At 68.9% G+C, this 20,180-nt stretch carries 21 protein-coding genes and 2 tRNA genes; 17 read left to right on the plus strand and 6 right to left on the minus strand.

Going from position 1 to position 20,180, the window contains the following annotated elements:
* Positions 1–75: 75 nt before the first annotated feature.
* Positions 76–558, plus strand: coding sequence for a carboxymuconolactone decarboxylase family protein (locus HPO96_RS17680; RefSeq protein WP_171674532.1), 483 nt, complete (start codon positions 76–78; stop codon positions 556–558).
* Positions 559–585: 27 nt separating this feature from the next.
* On the opposite strand, the gene HPO96_RS17685 is transcribed toward HPO96_RS17680, so the two are convergent.
* Positions 586–849, minus strand: coding sequence for a hypothetical protein (locus tag HPO96_RS17685; protein WP_171674533.1), 264 nt, complete (start codon positions 847–849; stop codon positions 586–588).
* A 14-nt stretch (positions 850–863) separates the two neighbouring features.
* Between HPO96_RS17685 and HPO96_RS17690 the strand changes: the two genes are divergently transcribed.
* Positions 864–1,457: a cadmium resistance transporter gene (locus HPO96_RS17690; protein WP_171674534.1), complete on the plus strand. Its 594-nt coding sequence runs from the start codon at positions 864–866 to the stop codon at positions 1,455–1,457.
* Here the strand turns inward: HPO96_RS17690 and HPO96_RS17695 are convergent.
* On the minus strand, positions 1,454–2,188 hold the full coding sequence (locus HPO96_RS17695) for a DinB family protein (RefSeq protein WP_202885998.1): 735 nt from the start codon (positions 2,186–2,188) through the stop codon (positions 1,454–1,456). The two genes, HPO96_RS17690 and HPO96_RS17695, sit on opposite strands and share 4 nt — an antisense overlap.
* Before the next feature lie 118 nt (positions 2,189–2,306).
* Here HPO96_RS17695 and HPO96_RS17700 point away from each other — a divergent pair, with 118 nt between their 5' ends.
* Positions 2,307–3,443 carry an erythromycin esterase family protein gene (locus HPO96_RS17700; RefSeq protein ID WP_171674536.1) on the plus strand — a complete coding sequence of 379 codons (1,137 nt, stop codon included), beginning with the start codon at positions 2,307–2,309 and terminating at the stop codon, positions 3,441–3,443.
* 103 nt (positions 3,444–3,546) lie between these two features.
* Positions 3,547–6,714, plus strand: a complete 3,168-nt coding sequence (locus HPO96_RS17705) for a S8 family serine peptidase (protein WP_171674537.1) — start codon at positions 3,547–3,549, stop codon at positions 6,712–6,714.
* Between the two features lie 108 nt (positions 6,715–6,822).
* Here HPO96_RS17705 and HPO96_RS17710 read toward each other — a convergent pair whose 3' ends face one another.
* A complete protein-coding gene (locus tag HPO96_RS17710; RefSeq protein ID WP_202885999.1) occupies positions 6,823–7,410 on the minus strand; it encodes a TetR family transcriptional regulator in 588 nt (195 codons plus the stop codon).
* A gap of 91 nt (positions 7,411–7,501) precedes the next feature.
* Here HPO96_RS17710 and HPO96_RS17715 point away from each other — a divergent pair, with 91 nt between their 5' ends.
* Positions 7,502–7,942, plus strand: coding sequence for an OsmC family peroxiredoxin (locus HPO96_RS17715; protein WP_171674539.1), 441 nt, complete (start codon positions 7,502–7,504; stop codon positions 7,940–7,942).
* A 45-nt stretch (positions 7,943–7,987) separates the two neighbouring features.
* Here HPO96_RS17715 and HPO96_RS17720 read toward each other — a convergent pair whose 3' ends face one another.
* On the minus strand, positions 7,988–8,428 hold the full coding sequence (locus HPO96_RS17720) for a VOC family protein (protein WP_171674540.1): 441 nt from the start codon (positions 8,426–8,428) through the stop codon (positions 7,988–7,990).
* A gap of 144 nt (positions 8,429–8,572) precedes the next feature.
* Between HPO96_RS17720 and HPO96_RS17725 the strand changes: the two genes are divergently transcribed.
* From HPO96_RS17725 to HPO96_RS17740, 4 genes are all read left to right on the plus strand, one after another.
* On the plus strand, positions 8,573–8,815 hold the full coding sequence (locus HPO96_RS17725) for a DUF7668 domain-containing protein (protein WP_420371467.1): 243 nt from the start codon (positions 8,573–8,575) through the stop codon (positions 8,813–8,815).
* A 40-nt stretch (positions 8,816–8,855) separates the two neighbouring features.
* Positions 8,856–9,215 carry a hypothetical protein gene (locus HPO96_RS17730; RefSeq protein WP_171674542.1) on the plus strand — a complete coding sequence of 120 codons (360 nt, stop codon included), beginning with the start codon at positions 8,856–8,858 and terminating at the stop codon, positions 9,213–9,215.
* Between the two features lie 43 nt (positions 9,216–9,258).
* The gene (locus HPO96_RS17735; RefSeq protein WP_171674543.1) at positions 9,259–9,888 is read left to right on the plus strand and encodes a hypothetical protein; all 630 of its coding nucleotides are present in this window, start codon (positions 9,259–9,261) and stop codon (positions 9,886–9,888) included.
* A gap of 91 nt (positions 9,889–9,979) precedes the next feature.
* On the plus strand, positions 9,980–10,399 hold the full coding sequence (locus HPO96_RS17740) for a hypothetical protein (RefSeq protein ID WP_171674544.1): 420 nt from the start codon (positions 9,980–9,982) through the stop codon (positions 10,397–10,399).
* Positions 10,400–10,414: 15 nt separating this feature from the next.
* On the opposite strand, the gene HPO96_RS17745 is transcribed toward HPO96_RS17740, so the two are convergent.
* Positions 10,415–10,490, minus strand: a tRNA-Arg gene (locus HPO96_RS17745).
* Positions 10,491–10,571: 81 nt separating this feature from the next.
* On the opposite strand from HPO96_RS17745, the gene HPO96_RS17750 reads away from it, so the two are divergent.
* From HPO96_RS17750 to HPO96_RS17770, 5 genes are all read left to right on the plus strand, one after another.
* Positions 10,572–11,126 carry a hypothetical protein gene (locus HPO96_RS17750; RefSeq protein ID WP_171674545.1) on the plus strand — a complete coding sequence of 185 codons (555 nt, stop codon included), beginning with the start codon at positions 10,572–10,574 and terminating at the stop codon, positions 11,124–11,126.
* 75 nt (positions 11,127–11,201) lie between these two features.
* Entirely contained in the window at positions 11,202–11,789 is a 588-nt protein-coding gene (locus HPO96_RS17755) for a hypothetical protein (protein ID WP_171674546.1), read from the plus strand.
* Positions 11,786–12,901 carry a hypothetical protein gene (locus HPO96_RS17760; protein WP_171674547.1) on the plus strand — a complete coding sequence of 372 codons (1,116 nt, stop codon included), beginning with the start codon at positions 11,786–11,788 and terminating at the stop codon, positions 12,899–12,901. The genes HPO96_RS17755 and HPO96_RS17760 overlap by 4 nt, the downstream gene beginning before the upstream one ends.
* 326 nt (positions 12,902–13,227) lie before the next feature.
* Positions 13,228–15,120 carry a phosphoenolpyruvate carboxykinase (GTP) gene (locus HPO96_RS17765; protein WP_171674548.1) on the plus strand — a complete coding sequence of 631 codons (1,893 nt, stop codon included), beginning with the start codon at positions 13,228–13,230 and terminating at the stop codon, positions 15,118–15,120.
* Positions 15,121–15,300: 180 nt separating this feature from the next.
* Complete coding sequence (locus HPO96_RS17770; RefSeq protein WP_171674549.1) at positions 15,301–16,182, plus strand: LLM class flavin-dependent oxidoreductase; 882 nt, start codon at positions 15,301–15,303, stop codon at positions 16,180–16,182.
* Positions 16,183–16,709: 527 nt separating this feature from the next.
* Here HPO96_RS17770 and HPO96_RS17775 read toward each other — a convergent pair.
* Positions 16,710–16,799, minus strand: a tRNA-Ser gene (locus HPO96_RS17775).
* Between the two features lie 238 nt (positions 16,800–17,037).
* Here HPO96_RS17775 and HPO96_RS17780 point away from each other — a divergent pair.
* The 3 genes from HPO96_RS17780 (at position 17,038) to HPO96_RS17790 (ending at position 20,149) form a co-directional block, all read left to right on the plus strand.
* Complete coding sequence (locus HPO96_RS17780; RefSeq protein WP_171674550.1) at positions 17,038–18,615, plus strand: LCP family protein; 1,578 nt, start codon at positions 17,038–17,040, stop codon at positions 18,613–18,615.
* A gap of 86 nt (positions 18,616–18,701) precedes the next feature.
* Positions 18,702–19,670: a hypothetical protein gene (locus HPO96_RS17785; RefSeq protein ID WP_171674551.1), complete on the plus strand. Its 969-nt coding sequence runs from the start codon at positions 18,702–18,704 to the stop codon at positions 19,668–19,670.
* A gap of 20 nt (positions 19,671–19,690) precedes the next feature.
* Positions 19,691–20,149 (plus strand): hypothetical protein, encoded by a 459-nt coding sequence (locus HPO96_RS17790; protein ID WP_171674552.1) that lies wholly within the window; start codon positions 19,691–19,693, stop codon positions 20,147–20,149.
* Positions 20,150–20,180 lie beyond the last annotated feature (31 nt).

Consider the following 20,180-nt stretch of genomic DNA (forward strand, 5'->3'; position numbering starts at 1 on the left):
ACAGCGCAAGACTGTCACGGAATCCGGCCGGCGCGCATCTTGTGGTCGTTCAACCGACGAGAGAGGACGAGTCCGATGCGGATCAACCTGATGGAGACCGAGCTCGGCGCGAAACTCGGCAAGCGGTTCGCCGGGCTGGCGATGGTGGTCGAGCAGGCGAACCTGCCGGCGTCGGTCAAGGAGCTGGTGAACATCCGCGCCAGCCAGATCAACGGCTGCGGCTTCTGCCTCGACATGCACACCAAGGACGCCACGGCCGCCGGCGAGGACATTCAGCGCCTGCACCTGGTCGCCGCCTGGCGCGAGGCCACCGTCTACACCCCCGCCGAGCGCGCGGCCCTCGCCTTGGCCGAAGAAGGCACTCGCCTCGCCGACACCCACGCCGGCGTCTCCGATGCCACCTGGGCCGCAGTCCGCGAGCACTTCGACGAGGAGCAGGCCGCCGCGCTCATCATGCAAGTGGCCCTGATCAACGCCGCCAACCGGATGAACGTCATCGCCCAGACCCCGGCCGGCTCCTACCAGCCGGGCATGTTCCACCAGCTCGTCAACCAGTAATCATAAAAGTTGCCGAGGGCACCGATATCACCATCGGTCGCCCTCGGCCATCCATACCCAGAACCAGACCGCGAACCCACCAGAAGCCAGCACGTACCCCACCCCGGCCAGTGCCCACGGCCACCACACCGCCCCGGCCCCGGCCACGCCGGCAGCCTTCGCGCCGATCAAGATCCCCGGCACGAGCACCACAAGCAGCGCCGTCCGCGTATACGCAAACTCCCAGTCGCGCCCCCGCACCCACACCCAAACCCGCCGCACACCCGGCAGTCTGCCCGACTGAAGCGGCATGCAACATTCTCTAAATGCAGCTGGGGATCATCGGCCAGGCGATCGGCATGTTCGCGGTGACGAATATCGACGACATCGTCATCCTCGCCCTCTACTTCGGCCAGGCGCACAATCGGCGCGACGTCCTGCGGGTGATCCTCGGCCAGTACGCCGGGTTCGCATTCATCCTGGTCGCGTCCATCGTGGGCGCGCTCGGCGCGGGTCTACTCCCCGATGCCGCCGTCCCGTACCTCGGGCTGCTCCCGCTCGCGCTCGGCCTCCGCGCCGCCTGGTCGGCGTGGCGGGCTCGCCGGACGCCGGACGACGCTCCCGAGCGGCCGCCCGCCGGGCCCACCGCCTGGCAGGTTGCCGCCGTCACCTTCGCCAACGGCGGCGACAACATCGGCGTCTACGTCCCGGTTTTCGCCGTAGCCGGCGCCGCGAACATGATCACCTACGCCGTCGTTTTCCTCCTCGGCGTCGCCGTCTGGTGCGCCGTCGGCCGCCTGATCGCCACCCGCCCGCTCATCGCGCGCGCTCTCACCCGCTGGGGCCACCTGATCCTTCCCGCCGTGCTGATCGCCATCGGCCTGGTCATCCTGATCGAAGGCCACGCCTTCGGCCTCTAACCCTGCGGCCCGTTCAGCTCGAGGGTTTGGAGGTCGCGGAGGGCGTAGCGGAGGTGTTCCCATTCCTCTTCGAGGATGGTGTGCAGGCAGGAAAGGGTGGTTTCGGGGTATTCGGGGGACCAGGGGTTGCGGCGGGAGGTGGCGAGATCGGCGGGGGTGAGGGCGGCCAGGTAGCTGCGGACCATGGTCTGGCGGTCGGCGCGGGCTTCGAGGACTTCGGCGTACGACGGGTTCGGGGTGGCGAAGACCGTGGTGTCGTGACCGTCGGTGGCGAACTCGACGTTCGGCTGGCCGGCTGGGTGGTAGGGCTGTCCGATCTCGAAGATCGCGCGGCGCAACCAGGTGTCGGTCGCCATGATCAGGTGCCGCAGGGTTTCGGCGAAGGACCACTCGCCGTCCACCGAGATCTCCACCGACCCCGCGGGCAGCTGGGCGGCGCGGTCGAGCGCGGCGGCCCAGGCGGCCTCGAGTTTGGCCCAGGCCGCTTGCAGGCCGGCCGGATCCGCCGCCCGGCGCTCGGACCGGCCCGGGAATCGGCGATCCAGCTCGGCGTCGACGTACGGCGCGACGTCGACGTCGTTGATCAGCAACTGGTTCGGCCCGCTCAGCAGCCAGGGCGCGTCGATGTCCGCGCCGCTGACCTCGACTCCGCGCATGACCGCGCCGGACAGGTCCGATCGCACGAACCGGGCCCCACGCAGATTCGTGTCCACAAACTGCAGGTCATCCATGCCGACACCTTGGCACGGCCCTCGGACACTCATCTCCAGGTTTGAGGGTTTTTATACCCTTCAAGCGTGGCAATTCGGACCAAGTATCTACCGGCTACTTCAACGATAGCGTTGAAGTATGACTGCTACTGCCGTACTGGACTTGATCACTCCCAAGCCCCGCCTGCTCGCAGTGGGCGAGCCGACGCACCGGGAGGAGGAGCTGCTCGACCTCCGCAACAGTCTGTTCCGTGAGCTCGTGGAAGACGAGGGCTACCGGGCGATCACCCTGGAGAGCGACTGCCTGATGGGCCTGGTCGTCGACGACTACGTGACGTCGGGGGTCGGCGACCTGGACGACGTGATGGCTACCGGTTTCAGCCACCAGTGGGGCGGACTGCGCGGCAACCGCGAGCTCGTGCAGTGGATGCGCTCGTACAACGAGGGGCGCGCGCTGAGCGACCAGGTTCGGTTCGCCGGGTTCGACGGCCCACTCGAGACGGAGGCGCCCGGTAGCCCGCGCCAGGCGCTCACCTCCCTCTACAGCTACCTCAGCGCCGCCACCGACCTGCCCTGTACGGCGGACACCCTCAACGAGCTCCTCGGTGCTGACGACCGCTGGACCAACCCCGCCGCGATGATGGACCCCACCCAATCCATCGGCCGCTCGGACGACGTCGTGCAGCTGCGGCGGCTGGCTGCTGACCTGGCTGCCCTGTTGACCACCGAAACGCCTGCTCTGCTCGCGGAGTCGACCGTCGAAGCCTGGCACCGGGCCCGCCTGTACGCGCGGACCGCCGAAGGGCTGCTGCGCTACCACTACTGGTACGCCGACACCACACCGCGCCGAATCACCCACCTGCTCGCCCAACGCGACGCCATGATGGCGGCAAACCTGCGCCACCTGTCCGACCGCTTCCCGACCCTCGCCTTCGGCCACAACGCACACTTCCAGCGTGACAAGAGCTCCATGCACATCGCCGGCGCCAACCACCACTGGTGGTCAGCCGGCGCGCTGGTGGACGCCCGCCTCGGCGACCGGTTCAAGTTCGTTGCGACCGCGATCGGCACGATCGAAAGCCGCGGTGTCGACGCACCGCCGTCCGGCACGCTCGAAGCCCACCTCTACGCCAACAGCGACCAGCGTCAGGTCCACGACCCCCGCAAGCTCGCAGCGATCTACCCGCCCAGAGTCTCGCCGTGGTTCGGCTACGCGGCGCTCGACCCGGCGCAGCTGCCCAGGCTCGACGGACTGCTGTTCGTCAAAGACCTCTGACCGCCCTTCAGCGTCCGTCGAATGGTCGGTCGCTGTGAAATATCCGTCGCCGTCGGACATAGACCTCGTGACTACACCCATGTGAGGACTCACTGGAGGTTCTATGAGGAAGCGACGAGGCCTGGCCGCGCTCGCTGTGCTGGCCGTCGGCAGCACCATGTTCGGCGGTACGGCGACAGCGGGCGAGGCGCGGAGCTCCGCCGACGTCACGGCGTCCGCCGACGTCACGCTGATCACCGGCGACCGGGTGACATGGCGCGGCGACCAGCCCGCGCGGATCCGGCCGGCCAAGGGCCGCGAGCAGGTCAAGTTCATCCAGCGCAAGGAGGTCGGCGGCGACATCACGGTGTTGCCGCTGGACGCCGTACAGGCGGTGCGGTCGGGTGAGCTGGACGCGCGGCTGTTCAACATCACGAAGCTGATCGAGCACGGGTACGACGACCGCTCTCGCACCGATATGCCCCTGATTGTGAGCGGTCCGGTCGCGCTGCGCTCCGGCGCCGACCATGCGCGCAGTCTGCCGAGTGTCGGCGGTACGGCGATCCGAGTCAGCAAGGAGTCGCCGTACTGGACCGGGGCGAGCGCTGCGCTGCGTGCGAAGGGCAAGCAGTGGATTCGGCTCGACGGCCCGGTTCGGGCGTTTCTGGACAAGAGCGTCCCGCAGATCGGCGCACCGGAGGCCTGGAAGAGCGGTCTGACCGGGAAGGGCACGCAGGTCGCCGTACTGGACTCCGGCATCGACACCGCGCACCCCGACCTGGACGACGCGGTAGTCGCGGCCAAGGACTTCACCGAGAGCGAGAGCGGGACGGCCGACAAGCACGGGCACGGTACGCACGTCGCGTCGATTGTGACCGGTGACAACGACCAGTACCGCGGTGTGGCGCCAGACGCGAAGCTGCTGAACGGAAAGGTGCTGGGCGATGACGGTGGCGGCTCCGACTCCGGTGTGATCGCGGGGATGGAGTGGGCCGTGCAGTTGGGCGCTGACGTTGTCAACATGAGCCTCGGCTCCAGCTGGCCCGATGACGGCAGCAGCCCGGTGTCTCAGGCCGTCAACCGGCTGACTGAGCAGAGCGGTGTGCTGTTCGTCGTTGCGGCTGGCAACAGCGGTGGCGCTCCTGGCAGCCCCGCATCAGCCGATGCGGCACTGACTGTGGGCGCAGTCGACCACAGCGACGAGCTTGCTGAGTTCTCCAGCCGTGGGCCGCGCTGGCTCAACGATGCGATCAAGCCGGACATCACTGCGCCCGGCGTCGACATTGTGGCCGCAAAGGCCAAGGACAGTGAGCTGGGCAGTCATTACCCGAATGTCGGCGAGCATCACCTGCGCTTGTCGGGTACATCGATGGCAGCACCGCACACTGCCGGCGCTGCGGCGATTCTGGCCCAGCAGCATCCGGAGTGGCAGGCGGGCGACCTCAAGTCCGCTCTGATGGGTACGGCGAAGCCGAACGGCAAGCTGACCGTCTTCGAGGAAGGTGCCGGCCGTGTCGACGTCGCTGCGGTGACGCAGTCCGTCGTCCGGTCCGCACCGGCCAGCATCAGCAACGGCATCGTCCAGTGGCCGCACCACGACGACAAGCCGATCAGCCGAGACGTGACCTACTACAACTCCGGTACGACCCCCCTCACTTTGCCGTTGCGTGTGGAGGTGAAGGGCCCGGACGGCAAGCCCGCACCGGCTGGAATGTTCACAGTGGCGCCCGCGTCGCTGACCATCCCTGCTGGGGGTCAGGCGACCGCCAAGGTGACCACCGACACCGCCGTACCGGGTGTTGACGGTATCTACAGCGGTGTCGTCCTTGCTGGGTCGCAGCGGACGCCGATTGCCGTCACGCGCGAGGTGGAGAGCTACGAGGTGAAGCTCAACTTCATCGGCTTCGACGGCCAGCCGGCGCCGAACTACGGATTCCGCATCGTCGGCATCGAGAAGCCGACAGTGGTGTTCTCGGGCGAGGACGCCGGCGGTACGACAACGGTCCGGCTGACGAAGGGGACTCACTACTTCGAGGGCACCATAGTCGGCAGCGAAGAGCGTGCGACCGAGGTGGTCGAGCCGGCCTTCAAAGTCGACGGCCCGCGCGAGGTGACGTTCGACGCGCGTAGCGGCGAACAGGTCGGATTCAAACTCGACAAATCGGATGCTGTCAGCAAGCTGGCCGTGGTCGGGGTCGCGCGGGACACCGACTGGGGTGGGGACGAGTACACCGGTTTCGCCATGATCGGCTACGACTACGAGGGCATCCTGTTTGCGCCGAGCCGGACGAGCACTCCGCCGGAGGCGTTCCGCTACTTCGCGTTTGGGGCGTACGCGGCGCCGACCGAGTCGACGTACCTCTACAACCTGGACCGGAACGAACTCGGGAAGATCCCGAGCGGTCTCATGCAGCGGGTGCGGGACAAGTCGCTGGCGCGAGTGCGGTCGGAGCATGTCGGCACCAAGCCGGGGACGTACGGCAACCGGGACGACGCCGTACTGCGGAAGCTGCCGTTCACCCTCGATGAGTACTACACGCCGGGCGCTGAGTTCTACCCGTCGTTCGCCGAGGCCGACGACCCAGAAGACCCGTGGGGCTTCGCATCGCAGCGCGTCGCGACGCCGAAGGTCTACCAGCGCGGTGCGGTCGTCAAGGAGCGTTGGGGCCGCCCTGTCTTCGGACCGTCGCTACCGGCGTACGACGACAGCGCGGAGCAGGCCGGACGTAGCGGCGACGAGATGCGCTTCAGCCTGCCGCTCTTCACCGACCACCGCGGTGGTCTCGGCTACTCCCGAGCAGACGGTCGCACCGTCCTCAGCAAGGACGGCAAGCAGCTCGCGGCCGAGGACTACCCGGGCAGCCTGGGCGCCGTCGTACCGGCTGGGCGTGCGACGTACCAACTGCATGCCGAAGCCACTCGCGACAACCCGCTCTCCTCGCGCATCGTCGTCGACTGGACCTTCACCTCCGACACCACCACGGCCAAGACAGCCCTACCGCTGCTCGCCGTCCGCTACACCCCACCCGCGGCCACCGCCGCCAAACCCACCCTCGTCCCCATCACCGTCGACCACAACGCCGGCGGCAAGGCGACCCTCAAAACCCTCGCCGTCTCCCACGACAACGGCACCACCTGGAAACCGGCCCCCTTCCACACCACCGCCGGCAAAACCCAAGCCCTCCTCACCCACCCCGCCACCGCCACCACCGTCTCCCTCCAAGCCACCGCCACCGATGCCCAAGGCAACAAAGTCACCCAAACCATCCTCAACGCCTTCCCGCTGAACTGAGCAACGCGGGGCCGCCAGTCGCCGGCCCCGCACCGCCAGCGCTGCACAACTGAGGTAGGGCCCCTCCGCTGAGCGTGGCGGCGGGGCCTGATGGCGAATTGTGAAGCGCTAGCGGTCCGCTCGCGCCGAAGTGACGACGGCGGTGATGGCCTTGCTGAGTTGGGTTTGGATGGCGTTGGGGTCGTCGAGGTAGCCGGCTACCAGGGCGCCGTCGCGGAGCATGAGGATCTGGGCGGCGGCGCTGTCGGCGGCGGCGCCGGATGGGACGCCCAGGCGTTCGGCGAGGGTGCGGAAGAACGTCGTCCACCAGGTGCGTTGTTCGGCGACTAGGCGGCGTACGGGGTGGGCGGCGTCGGCGTACTCGGCGCCGGCGTTGATGAAGGGGCAACCGCGGAAGCCGGGCTGACAGCTCGTGTCGGCGAGGACGCCGACGACGCCGCGGAGGGCCTCCTGCGGGTCGGACGCCGCGGCGGCCGCGGTGACGCCGGAGCGCTCCAGCTCAGCGCGGACCTCGAGGTAGGCCAGGACGAGATCGTCCTTGGTCGGGAAGTGCCGGTAGAACGTCGCCTTCGTCGTACCGACCGCGGCGATGATCCGGTCGGCGCTGATCGCGCGGATCCCCTCGGCGTAGAACAACGCGCCGGCGCTGTCGATCAGCCGCTCGCGCACGGGGGGCTCGTTCGTCGTCTTGGCCACCGCTCCATCCTCTCCTGTCCTCGGGTTGACCATACTAGAGTAACTAGTTAGTCTACCTGTCACCGAACCATCCCAGCCAAGGAGACCGACAATGCCCACGCGCACCGCACGCACCGCTTGGAACGGCACCCTCACCGACGGCTCCGGCCAGGTCGAGCTGAGCAGCTCGAAGATCGGCACCTACGAGGTCTCGTTCCCCAAGCGCGCCGCGGACGACGCCAACGGCGCCACCAGCCCCGAAGAGCTGATCGCCGCCGCCCACTCCGCCTGCTACGCGATGCAGTTCTCCGCCCTGATCGGCGAGGCCGGCGGCACCCCGCACGCCCTCGACGTCAAGGCCGACGTCACCCTCGGGCCGGACCCGGCCGGCGGCTTCCACCTGTCCGGCATCAAGCTCACCGTCCGCGGCGAGGTCGAAGGTATCGACGCCGACACCTTCGCCAAACTCGCCACCGACGCCAAGGCCGGCTGCCCGATCAGCAAGGCCCTCACCGGCGTCGAAATCACCCTCGACGCCGCCCTCGAGCAGTAATCCCCGCACCCGGCCCCGACGTCCACCCGTCGGGGCCGTTGTCGTTCAGCCGAGCTGCTCGGCCAGGCCGACGATGATCCCTTCGGGGCCGCGGACGTAGCACAGCCGGTAGCTGTCGCCGTACTGCGCGACCTCACCCACCAGCTCCGCGCCATGCGGGCGCAGCCGGGCGAGGACGTCGTCCAACTCATCGACGGCGAACATCACCCGATGCATCCCGACCGTGTTGTGCGGCGGCATCGCCGGCGTCGCGGGATGCACCCCCGGCCGCACATACCGAGCCAACTCCAACCGTCCCGCGCCCCCGGGCACCCGCAACATCGCGATATCGCAGGCCGCATCCGCCAGCCCGACACACTTCTCCGCGACCTCCCCCTCGACCCGCGCTGTCCCCTCCAGTTCGAGCCCGAGCTCGACGAAGAACGCCACGGCCCGCTCCAGGTCCTCGAACACGATCCCCACGTTGTCCAGCCGCCGTACGGTCACCTTGCGCTCCTTCGCATCGTTTCCCCTGAGACGAGACCGCCCAGCCCTCCTCGACATCCTTGCGCCAACTTTCTTACGATCGATCGCACGGGTGATGTCGTACCGGAGATCCACCGCCCGGCGATTCGCCGTCAGCTGGACGCGCTGACCGCCCGCGAGGTGCCCGAGCAACTGCTCGAGTGGGTCGACTCGTACCCCGCGGTTCTGATCCGTCAACCCGATGACGTCTGGACGCACCGGTACACCCACTTCCTCGAACGCGACGACGGCAGCATCACGTTCGAGATCCCCCTCTGGACGACCGATGAATCCCCCAGCGACCTCACGGCCCAGATCGAGCTGGAAGCCGACGGTCGCATCCACATCTACGACGTCCACGTCCTGTAAATCCCGCGCGCCCGCGGCAGGGCCCGGCGATGATGATCCGATGGCTGAAACCCACTCCCGCCCCGCCCCCGGCGGCCGTGCCCACTACTACACCCGACGCCTCTGGGAGCTCTCCGCCGACCTCCCCGTCGAATCCGTCGAGATCGCCGCCATCAAGGAGTTCGACCAGGACTGCTGGTTCGGCGGCCGCGAAGTCACCTGCCGCATGGTCGCCGAACACGCCGGCCGCATCCAGAACGCCGACCTCTCCTATCCCATCATCCTCTCCGCCGACGGCGGCCTGATGGACGGCGGCCACCGCCTCTCCAAAGCCTGGCTGGCCGGCCAAACCACCATCAACGCCGTCCGCTTCCCCACCGACCCCACCCCCGACTGGTTCGTCCCCACCCCCGCCGACTGACCCCCGCCTGTCACAGGGGTCGGTACGGAACTGTCTGGCTCACATGACTCCAAGAAGCTTGCGCCGTACGGCGGCGCTCATCGGATTGGCAGCTGTTTCCGCACTCGCCGTGGTTCCGGAGGCGTCCGCCGGCGCCGCGTTCACCTACAAGTGGCGCGAACACACCATCCAGATCGACCACAAACCGGACGACGGGGGCGCGTCGTGGGGCTGGGTATGGAACGGCGGGAACGACGATCTGAACATTCAGGCGTCCGGGCCGGGCGGCGTGCTCGGTGACAAGGAGATCCTGCGGCCCAAGAACGCGTGGAAGAAGACGTTCGGCTCACGGATGGACACGTTGCGAGTCTGTGAGAACCAGGGCAACAGACGCTGCCGGAACGCCGTACACCCCAATACGGCGTACGGGCAGCGGTACATCTGGCGACTGCCGCTGTACTCGTCGTCCAAGCTCGTCGTGGAGATCGACAACGACGCCGGCTCCTTCTACGTGCTCAACGCGAGCGACAAGGCGATGAACGTCGTCATCGACAAGCAGCAGGGCACCCTGCAGAACTTCTCGCTCGCATCAGGCAAGTCGCGAAGCGGCTCTCTCGTCGCCGACGCCGCCTTCTTCAAGGCCTGCGAAGACCGCGGCCCCTGCCGAGAGTCCCTGGTCCCCACCGCCCGCTGACCCCCCCCGAGAGTCGCGGGCCCGCCGTCCACGCCCGCGACTCTCGTCAGCCACATGTCACGAACTGCTGGGCCTGCGGGGTCTGCTGAGTGTGAGCCCTTTGAAGATGTACATCCGGTCGGTGCTGGTGGTGTTCGCGGCGTTCGAGCTCGTGCTGGGGGTGTGGATGTCGTTCCTGCCCGCGTCCTTCTACGCCATGCCCACACTCGACTGGACGCCGCCGTACAGCGAACACCTGCTCCGCGACCTCGGCGGCATGAAACTCGGCATGGCCCTCATCCTCGCCGTCGCCGCAATCACCTTCGACCACCTACTCACCAAGGTCGCCCTCCTGGCCTACCTGGCCTTCGCCCTCACCCACCTGATCTTCCACGCCGGCCACCTCCACTGGCAGTCCCCCGGCTGGTCCATCACCCTGCTCACCATCATGACCGTCAGCGTCCTGGCCCCCCTGACCGCCCTCCTAGCCACCCTCACCCCAACACCAAAAAAGCCCAGGTCAGCGAACTGATCCTGGGCTTCCTGCTGGCGCGCTCGGAGGGATTCGAACCCCCAACCTTCTGATCCGTAGTCAGATGCTCTATCCGTTGAGCTACGAGCGCCGGGCAACGTCGAGTAACGATACAGGGTGGGGGCGGGGTGGTGCTAATCGGGGGTGGGGAGGGGGCTCTAGGGTCCGGGGTATGGGTATCGAGGACTTGCTGGGTGGGCGTGATCTGGGGGATGTGAAGAAGGCGGTCGGGTTCGTGATGGAGAACTCGGACGACTTCCAGAAGGTGCTGGAGTTGGTGCGGGGGCTGCCGGATGGAGCGGTGGGGTTCATCGGGAAGTTGCCGGAGTTGTTGGGGACGATCGGGGCCGGGCTGGCCGAGGCGGGGGAGCAGGCGGCGAAGGCGGCTGGGGCGTTGGTGGGGGACGACGGGGAGGGTGGGGCGCGGAAGGCGCTGACGGGGAGTGCCAAGACGATGAGCTCGGCGAAGGATCGGCTGCAGGATGCGGCGGGGATGTTGGCGGGGCTGGCCGGGGAGCTGGACAAGATTCCGGGGATCGGGGATGCGGCGGCCCGGCGGTTGAACGACGGGAGTGGGCAGATCGGCGGGGTCGCGACGGAGATCGAGAGCCTCGCGGGGAACCTGGCGGACCTGTCGGGGATTCTCGGGACGGTCGGCGACGCGTTGAAGGGGCTCGGGGAGAAGCTGACCGAGTCGGGCGGGTCGGTCAAGACGCTGATGAGCTGACGGCGGGCCGGTCCCGGCGCGGGTGTCGGGGCCGGTACGCCGGGGGGCGGACCTTGGGGTGGTTAGGGTCCGGGTATGGGTCGTCGATGGGTGCGGGGTGTGGGGGTTGCTGCTGGGGTGGCTGGGGTGGTGGGGGGTGGGTTCGGGTTTGCGGTGGGGAAGCCGGTGAACGAGGACGATGTGGTGGGGGCTCGGCGGTTGGCGGGGGATGTTTGTCAGCGGTTGGGGGACGTGAGCTCGATGTTGCCGAAGGCATCTGTTCGGGCGACTCGGTTGGTGCAGGGCGGGCGGGATGCGGTGAGTTGTACGGCGGGGACGAGCCGGGCGGAGGCGGAGGCGTTCTCGGCGGGAGTGTTGCGGGTGACGATCACGCCGTACGGCGGGCGGTTGGCGGGGGCTGGGGAGTCGCCGTACACGCCGGAGGCGATGGCGAAGAAGGCGTTCGATCGGTCGCCGTTGGAGTCGGTCGAGGGGCGGCCTTATCCGACCAAGAGCAGTCGGACGGCGAAGGGAGTCGCTGGGGAGTCCTGGCAGGTGAAGGTGCTGGTGCAGCGGGCGGACATCGTGGTGCTGGTGGAGTACACGGCCAATCCGGTGCAGGGGGAGTCGGCTGAGCGGGCGGCGACAGTACTGGCGGACCGGGCGATCTGGGAGACGAAGTGAACGACGCGCCGGAGATTGCCGGGTACGAGTTCGGGCAGCGGTTGCTGGCCCATCCGTTGGCCGAGGTGTGGCGCGGGCGGTCGTTCACCGGGATGGACGTCGTTGCGCTCGTCCTGACGGAGGAGGGCGCCCGGGACGCGGCGGTGCAGGAGCGGCTGGTGCAGGCCGGGCGCGGTGCGGCGCTGGAGCCGGGGCAGGCGGAGACGCCGCTGTGGGCGGCCAACTTCACCGCCGATCGGCCGTATGCGATCACTCAGCTCGTCCCAGGGCAGTCCGGCGCCGAGCGGCTGATCGATCCGCTCGACGGCGTTCTGGGCAACGACGACGAGTCGCTGCAGGCGGTCCGCGCCCAGCTCAGCCAGTACGGCGGAGTGGCGCCCACACCGACCGAAACCGTCAAAGATGAGCCGAGCCTCGAGAAGCGCTTGGGCGGCTGGCGGTACGCCGTCGTCGCAGCAGTCGTGTTGGTGGCGTTCACCGCGACCTACTCCGTCGGCGCAGCGGTGGGTAGCGCCGTGAAGAGTGAGCCGGCGCCCCCACCGGCCGCGGCCGCGGTCAGTCCGTCGCCGCTGCCCTCGCCGGTGCTCCTGCCCGCGCTGCCGCGGATCACGACAGCGCCGTACCTCAAACCGGACGGCAAGCCCGGCCTGATTGGTGCGACCTACCCGGCCGGCGCCGACCTGCAGGTGGTCACGAAGGCGGAGCTGCCGTTCGCGATCGGCTGGCCGCGGCTGCCGGCGGTGGAGTTCCTGGGGGAGTCGTCCAAGGTCGCGCTCCGGCGGATCCAGGTGGACGACCGCTCCTCAGCCCGCAAGCTCACACCGGACGCCCGGATCGCGCTGCACGCCTGTGCCGACCTGAAGGCCTGTACGGCGGATCGCGCGGAGTTCGACCGGCAGTGGACGAAGGTGTACGACGCCCCGGCGCCCACCACCGCGAAGGACGCGCGGACGTGGCTGACCGTCCAGGAGAAGCCGTACGCGCTGTCGATGACGCGAGCGTTCGAGAGCGGCGGCCAGTGGTGGCTGGTCGGTACGGCGGTGTTCGGCCGGCCCGGCGAGGAGCCCGACGTCCAGCGCATCCTCAATGACATCTGGCGGCAGACCAGCTGAACCACCGGAAAATCTTCACCGAACGGCCCGCGGCTCCCCGCGGGCCGTTCTCTTTTTCACAAGGTCGGCCGGAAAGCGATTGTCGCCAAAACTTTGTGACCGGGTTCACGTTCGAGTGGTTCACAGCACCCCATGTGGTCGCGTACCGTTAGTACCACTTGCACACTGGTATGCGTCCACTGCAACCACTGGTATGCGACAGATCACACCGCCAGTCCGCTGGATCGAACCGCCGGAGACCCCGGCGGCCGGTGCCGTACCCGTGTCCTCAGCGTCGAGGGCCCGCGCGGCCGCCGGGCCGACAGCTGAGAGGGAATGAGCCGCCGATGACGACCACTGCCAGCCCGAGCCACACCGCCGACCTCACCGAGACCGCGCCCGCGACCCCGACGACGACGGCCGCCCCGGCCTCGGCGTACGACCTGTCCGGCGCTCCGACGACGCACGCGGGCCTGCTGGCATGGGTGGCCGAGGTCGCCGAGCTCACTCAGCCGGACGCGATCCACTGGGTGACCGGCACCGACGCGGAGTACGCCGAGCTGGCGCAGGGCCTGATCGACGCCGGCACGATGGTCCGGCTGAACGAGGCGAAGAAGCCGAACTCGTTCTGGGTCCGCACCGACCCGAGTGACGTCGCCCGCGTCGAGCAGCGCACGTTCATCTGCTCGGTCGACGAGAAGGACGCCGGTCCGACCAACAACTGGATGGACCCGGCCGAGATGGAGGCTCTGATGACCGGGCTGTACCGCGGCTCGATGCGCGGCCGGACGATGTACGTCGTCCCGTTCTGCATGGGCCCGCTGACGGCCGAGCAGCCGATGTTCGGCGTCGAGCTGACCGATTCGGCGTACGTCGTGGCCTCGATGCGGATCATGGCCCGCACCGGCTCCGAGGTGCTCGCGAAGATGGGCGCCGACGCGAAATACGTGCCGTGTCTGCACTCGGTCGGCGCGCCGCTGGAGGCCGGCCAGGCCGACGTCCCGTGGCCGTGCAACGACGAGAAGTACATCGTCCAGTTCCCCGAGGAGCGGATGATCTGGTCCTACGGCTCGGGCTACGGCGGTAACTCGCTGCTCGGCAAGAAGTGCTACTCGCTGCGGATCGCCAGCGCGATGGCGCGCGACGAGGGGTGGCTGGCCGAGCACATGCTGATCCTGAAGCTGATCTCGCCGGAGAAGCAGGTGCACTACATCGCGGCCGCGTTCCCGAGCGCCTGCGGTAAGACCAATCTGGCGATGCTCGACCCGACGCTCGAGGGCTGGGAGGTCGAGACGCTCGGCGACGACATCGCCTGGATGCGGTTCGGCAAGGACGGCCGCCTGTACGCCGTCAACCCGGAGTTCGGCCTGTTCGGCGTGGCCCCCGGCACCGGCTGGAAGACCAACCCGAACGCGATGCGCACGATCGAGAAGGGCAACTCGGTCTTCACCAACGTCGCGCTGACCGATGACGGCGACGTCTGGTGGGAGGGCTACTCGCCGACCCCGCCGGACCACCTGACCGACTGGAAGGGCCGCGAGTGGACGCCGGCCTCGGGTGAGCTCTCGTCGCACCCGAACAGCCGGTTCTGCACGCCGATCGAGCAGTGCCCGATCATCGCCGACGAGTACGACGACCCGAACGGCGTCCCGATCTCGGCGATCATCTTCGGCGGCCGGCGGGCGACGACGGTGCCGCTGGTGACCGAGTCGCGGGACTGGGCGCACGGCGTGTTCATGGGCGCGACGCTGTCGTCGGAGACGACCGCGGCGGCCGTCGGCCAGGTCGGCGTCGTCCGCCGCGACCCGATGGCGATGTTGCCGTTCCTCGGGTACGACGCGGGTCAGTACTTCGATCACTGGCTGACCGTCGGCAAGGACAACGACGCGGCCAAGCTGCCGAAGATCTTCTACGTGAACTGGTTCCGCAAGGACGAAAACGGCAAGTTCGTCTGGCCGGGCTTCGGTGAGAACGGCCGCGTGCTGAAGTGGATGATCGAGCGGATCGAGGGTAAGGCGGCCGCGGTCGAGACGCCGATCGGCCACGTGCCGACGGCCGACGCGATCGACGTGTCCGGGCTCGAGCTGAGCGACGAGGAGCTGCGGATCGCGCTCGACGTCGACGCCGCGGAGTGGAAGGCCGAGATCCCGCTGATCGAGGAGTGGTTCGCCAAGCTCGGCGACACCGTCCCGGCGGAGCTGAAGGTCGAGCTCGACCACCTGAAGGCCCGGCTGGGCTGATCTCCGCCGCCGAGTCGGAAGCCGGCGGCGGGTAGCGCGGCGCCCTGGTCCCACCATGACCGGGGCGCCGCGCTGTGTGTACGGACAAACGGGTAGTGGTGGGGGTCGGCCGACGTGCGCCCGCCTGCGGCGGTCGAAGTTGGTGGACATCTACCCGTTGATCGGTACACGGTTGGCGGCATGAAGATCGGTGTGATGTTGCCAGTGGGCGGCTCCGACGGGCCGACCGGCGGGATGCCGCGATGGGACGACGTACGCGCGATGGCGCGAGCCGCGGAGGACAGCGGGCTGGACTCGGTGTGGCTCGCGGACCACTTCTTCTACCGGGCGCCGGACGGGACTGTCGCCGGGATGCACGAGTCGTGGACGCTGCTGAGCGCAGTCGCGGCGGTGACCGAGCGGGTCGAGCTGGGGAACATGGTGCTCTGCTCGTCGTTCCGCGACCCGGGGCTGACCGCGCAGATGGCGGCCACGCTGGATGAGGTGTCCGGCGGGCGGCTGATCCTCGGGGCCGGGGCCGGTTGGCACGATCCGGAGTACGAGGCCTTCGGGCTGCCGACCGACCATCGGTTCGGGCGGTTCGCGGAGTGGCTGGAGATCGTCGCGCGGCTCATCCGCGGGGAGACGGTCAGCTTCGACGGGAAGTACCACCGGACGGCCGACGCGAGCCTGGTGCCCGCCCCCGACCGCCGGATCCCGATCCTCGTCGCCGGCGCGCGCCCGCGGATGCTCCGCCTGACCGCCGAGTGGGCCGACGCCTGGAACACCGCCTGGTACGGCGCAGTCTCCGACAAACTCACCGACCGCCTCGAAACCTTCCGCGCCACCACCGCCGAAGTAGGCCGCCCCGTCGCCACCACCATCGGCCTGGTCGTCCGCGACCCCGCCCAATCCCCCCACGAAGCCGACCCCACCGCCTTCGCCGGCACCACCCCCGAACTCGCCGCCCTCCTAACCACCTACCGCGACCTGGGCGCCGACCACCTCATCATCTCCCCCGAACCCATGACCCCCCGCTCGATCCAACACATAGCCGAAGCCAAACAACTGCTGGACAGCTGACGCCGCAACTCGCAGTCGAAATGAGCCCGTTCGACGCGGAGAGGTTGGTTCGTAAGCCCTCCCGAGCAGCGGCCGAGTGGGTGCAGCCGCGTCGCGGAGGGGGTGGCAGGCGCGGACGGACATGGCGCGAGGCCCGTTCCGGAGCCAGGCGAGGGCGCTCAGCGGGGTCAGGCGGGGAAGCGCCCAGGGGAGGTGGGCTCGGCGGGGAGACGCCCAGGGAAGGTGGGGTCAGGCCGCGGGGGTGGGCAGGGGAGGCATCGTCAGGCGGGGAGGCTCCGAGGGGAGGAATCTTCAGGCGGGGAGGCGCCCAGCGGAGGCAATTCAGGTGGGGTGGCACACCCAGCGGGAGCATCTTCAGGTGACGGGGCGCCCAGTGGCGGCGCGGCAACTGGTTGAGCTCCGGGTGGGTGGCGCCGGGGGTCCGGGGGCGGAGCCCGCCGGGCGGGGTCTGGGGGTTGCACCCCCAGAAGGCACAAACCAAAGCGCCCCGGTCCACGCTTTCCGTGGACAGGGGCGCTCCAGCGCTGCGGAGGCGGCGAGATTTGAACTCGCGAGAGGGGTTTACCCTCAACCCGCTTAGCAGGCGGGCGCCATCGACCGGACTAGGCGACGCCTCCTCCGACGGTCCCGTGAAGGACGCGACGACGACTTAGGGTATCTGGTGAGGTGGGTCGGCGGCAAAGTGGGTTGTGGGCGGGGTTGGGTGTGTCGGGTGTGCGGTGTGTAACCTGGCGGGCACGACGGGGGTCGCCAGCACATGTCAACCGGAAGGTGGGCGTGGGCGTCAGTTGTACCGTGGGCTGTCGGTGACGGTCCGCGGTAGGGCCGCCACGTCGTCGATCAGGGAACGGAGCCATGTCGCGGAGTACTCGCGCAGCCGGACGGAGGTCCGCGCCTCGTGCCAGCCGGTCGAAGCCCCGCTCGCACCGCACGCGGACGACGTCCAAGGCGATCGGTCTGACCCTGCTCAGCGCGCTGCTCCCGGGTTCGGGCTTGATCATGGGCGGCCGGAAGAAGCTCGGCTGGTTCGTGCTGACGATCAGCGTCGGTCTGCTGCTGATCGCCGGGTTCGTCGCTCTGACGCAGCGTGACTCGGTCCTCGAGCTCGCCGTCTCCCCGCGCCAGTTGCTGATCGCGACCGCGGCCGTCGTCCTGCTCGGCGTCGGCTGGATCTGGGTCGTCGTCGCCTCGCACAAGCTGCTCCGCCCGGTCACCATGACCTACACCGGCCGCCTGGCCGGCTCGCTGTTCGTCGGGCTGCTCTGCTTCGCGATCGCCGTCCCGACCACCGTCGCCGCGCAGACCGTGATGGCGCAGCGCGACCTGGTCGGCAGCGTCTTCCAGTCCGAGAAGGACTCCAAGAGCGCGACGCGGCCGAAGGTCGACAAGAAGGACCCCTGGGCGAGCACGCCCCGGCTGAACCTGCTCCTCCTCGGCGCGGACGACGGCGCCGGCCGCAAGGGCATCCGGACCGACACGGTGATCGTCGCCAGTATCGACACCAAGACCGGTAACACGGCCCTGATCTCGCTCAGCCGGAACTGGATGCGGATGCCGTTCCCGGCGGACTCCCCACTCGCCAAGGAATACCCGGACGGCTACTGGAACCCGGATCTCGGCAACGTCGAGCAGCCCGAGTTCTACCTCGACTCGATGTACGAGAACGTCCCGCGGGACCACCCCGGCATCCTCGGCGCGACCGACAACGAGGGCGCCGACGTCGTGAAGCTGGCCGCGGGCGCCGCACTCGGCCTCGACATCGACTACTACATGCAGGTCAACCTGGCCGGCTTCCGCAAGATCATCGACGCGCTCGGCGGGATCACCGTCAACGTCAGCTACAAGGTGCCGATCGGCGGCGACTACGGCTCCGGCCCGGGCACGCGCGGTTCCAAGAAGCCGTCCGGCTACATCCAGCCCGGCCCGAACCAGAAGCTCGACGGTTACCACGCGCTCTGGTTCGCCCGCGGCCGCTACGGCCTCAGCGACCCGTCGCGGCAGGAGCGGCAGCGCTGCACGATCCACGCGCTGGTGAATTCCGTGAACCCGGCCACGCTGGTCACGAAGTACCAGCAGATCGCCGCCGCCGGTAAGGAGCTGCTCCGCACCGACATCCCGCAGGAGATCCTGCCGGCGTTCATCGAGCTCGGCCTGAAGGTCAAGGGCGCCAGCGTCACGAACGTCGACCTGGACAAGAAGAAGAACTTCCCGAGCGGTAAGAACCCGGACTACGAGGCCATGCAGGAGCTCGTCCAGAAGGCGATCACGCCGAAGACGAAGTCGGTCGCCTCGACGCCGTCGACGACCACCACCAAGCCGACCACCGGGACGACGACCACCCGCAAGCCGGTCAAGCCGAAGGCCACCCCGGGCGAGGCACAGAACCTGAACGACGCCTGCGCCTACGACCCGACCCAGACCGGGATGAACTGACAAGTTCCGGCCAGTAACGACTATCCCCACTCCGGTGGGGAAGAATTGCCCCCGGATACACACTTGGGGGGTCAATTGTGCGACGAATGATCGCGGTTTCGGTCGGTACGGCGTTGCTGGTGGTCGGGTGCGGCGGTGAGCCGGAGGCGACCAACCCGGCTCCAAAACCCAGCCCGACGTCGTCGGCACCGGCTCCGGTCGACACCCCGACGACGGCCCCACCGCCGCCACCGTCGTCCGCACCGACAACGCCGGAGCTGACCGCGGTCGGCTACCGGAACGCGCTCGGTCACGTCGACGGCAACCTCGCCCGCGGCGTCGCCCGGGTGATGAACGCGCCGACACTGGCGGCGTTCGACAGCGCCCGCGCCCAACTCGCCGGCGCCGTCGCGCAGCAGCGCGGTGAGCTCGCGAAGGTCAACGGCCCGAAGAGCCTGGGCAGTGGGCACACGCGCGTCCTGGCCGCGTTCGACGCGTTCCCGAGCAGCGTGACCACCAACCTGGCCGAGTCCGGCGAGACGAAGACCGGGTGCGGGCTGCCGAAGGCCGCGGTCGTCCGGCTCTACCAGGCCAAGAGCGGCATCCGGACGTCGGTCGTCCAGCTGGCCCAGGCCGTCAACAAATCCGTCGGCAAGGGCTCGAACTTCGGCACCCGGATGACGCCGCCCGCCCTCAAGCCGCCGGCCGTGCTCACCGGCCGCGGGCAGAACGGCCAGATCATCCAGCGGGCCGGCGCACGCGGCGCGGGCAGCCTGCAGATCAACAACAACGGCTCGGTGGACGTCGTGGTCGTGGTCGCGCCCGGCGTCCCGCGCAAACCGCAGGCGTCGATCTACGTCCGCCGCAACTCCAACGCCACCCTGCGCGGGATCCGCGGCAGCTACTGGGTCTACTTCAAATCCGGCGAGTCCTGGGACAGCGCCAGCCGCCAGTTCACCGAGGGCTGCTCGTTCTCCAAGTACGACGACCGCTTCGACGGCAAGTACGACTGGCGGGTCACCCTCTCCCCGGTGATCGGCGGCAACGCCTCGACCTCGAACGTCGACCCGTTCTAGCTGGATGGGATCATGGCCCGGTGCGAACGACGTACCGGATGCGGGCAGGGCGCTTCCTCGGAGTCCTGGCCGCGGGGCTGATTCTTCTCGGGGTGGCTGCGATCACGTGGGCGGTCGGGCTGCCCGGGGTGGTCGTCACGGTGTTCCTGGGGCTGGGCGGGCTCGTCGTCCTGGCCGGTCTGTGGGTGCTGGTGCGGCCGCCCGTCGTCCTGCGGATTCGCGACGAGCACGTCGAGGTCCGCGGGGTGAAGACGGTGTGGACCGATATCACCGAGGCGGGCCGGGTCGAGACGACGCACGGCGCGGCGCTCGCGCTGCGCACCAAGCGGCCCGATGACACGACCCTGCTCCCGCTGGCCTGGCTTGCGCCGGGGCAGGCCGCGGAGCTGGAGACCGCGCTGCGCGACAAGCTGAACGCCGCGCACGGATACACGATCTGGGACGGGACTGCGCCCGAGGCGGACGATCACGCAGAATGAGTCAGCCGATCCGAGCCTGAGGAGCCTGTCC

The organism is Kribbella sandramycini (assembly GCF_013131805.1).
Lineage (GTDB): Bacteria > Actinomycetota > Actinomycetes > Propionibacteriales > Kribbellaceae > Kribbella > Kribbella sandramycini.

What these genes read in the sequence shown, in the direction of transcription:
- HPO96_RS17680 (WP_171674532.1), top strand. Translation starts at nt 76, where the DNA reads ATGCGGATCAACCTGATGGAGACCGAGCTCGGCGCGAAACTCGGCAAG.
- HPO96_RS17685 (WP_171674533.1), bottom strand. Translation starts at nt 849, where the DNA reads ATGCCGCTTCAGTCGGGCAGACTGCCGGGTGTGCGGCGGGTTTGGGTG.
- HPO96_RS17690 (WP_171674534.1), top strand. Translation starts at nt 864, where the DNA reads ATGCAGCTGGGGATCATCGGCCAGGCGATCGGCATGTTCGCGGTGACG.
- HPO96_RS17695 (WP_202885998.1), bottom strand. Translation starts at nt 2,188, where the DNA reads ATGGATGACCTGCAGTTTGTGGACACGAATCTGCGTGGGGCCCGGTTC.
- HPO96_RS17700 (WP_171674536.1), top strand. Translation starts at nt 2,307, where the DNA reads ATGACTGCTACTGCCGTACTGGACTTGATCACTCCCAAGCCCCGCCTG.
- HPO96_RS17705 (WP_171674537.1), top strand. Translation starts at nt 3,547, where the DNA reads ATGAGGAAGCGACGAGGCCTGGCCGCGCTCGCTGTGCTGGCCGTCGGC.
- HPO96_RS17715 (WP_171674539.1), top strand. Translation starts at nt 7,502, where the DNA reads ATGCCCACGCGCACCGCACGCACCGCTTGGAACGGCACCCTCACCGAC.
- HPO96_RS17730 (WP_171674542.1), top strand. Translation starts at nt 8,856, where the DNA reads ATGGCTGAAACCCACTCCCGCCCCGCCCCCGGCGGCCGTGCCCACTAC.
- HPO96_RS17735 (WP_171674543.1), top strand. Translation starts at nt 9,259, where the DNA reads ATGACTCCAAGAAGCTTGCGCCGTACGGCGGCGCTCATCGGATTGGCA.
- HPO96_RS17750 (WP_171674545.1), top strand. Translation starts at nt 10,572, where the DNA reads ATGGGTATCGAGGACTTGCTGGGTGGGCGTGATCTGGGGGATGTGAAG.
- HPO96_RS17755 (WP_171674546.1), top strand. Translation starts at nt 11,202, where the DNA reads ATGGGTCGTCGATGGGTGCGGGGTGTGGGGGTTGCTGCTGGGGTGGCT.
- HPO96_RS17765 (WP_171674548.1), top strand. Translation starts at nt 13,228, where the DNA reads ATGACGACCACTGCCAGCCCGAGCCACACCGCCGACCTCACCGAGACC.
- HPO96_RS17770 (WP_171674549.1), top strand. Translation starts at nt 15,301, where the DNA reads ATGAAGATCGGTGTGATGTTGCCAGTGGGCGGCTCCGACGGGCCGACC.
- HPO96_RS17780 (WP_171674550.1), top strand. Translation starts at nt 17,038, where the DNA reads ATGTCGCGGAGTACTCGCGCAGCCGGACGGAGGTCCGCGCCTCGTGCC.
- HPO96_RS17785 (WP_171674551.1), top strand. Translation starts at nt 18,702, where the DNA reads ATGATCGCGGTTTCGGTCGGTACGGCGTTGCTGGTGGTCGGGTGCGGC.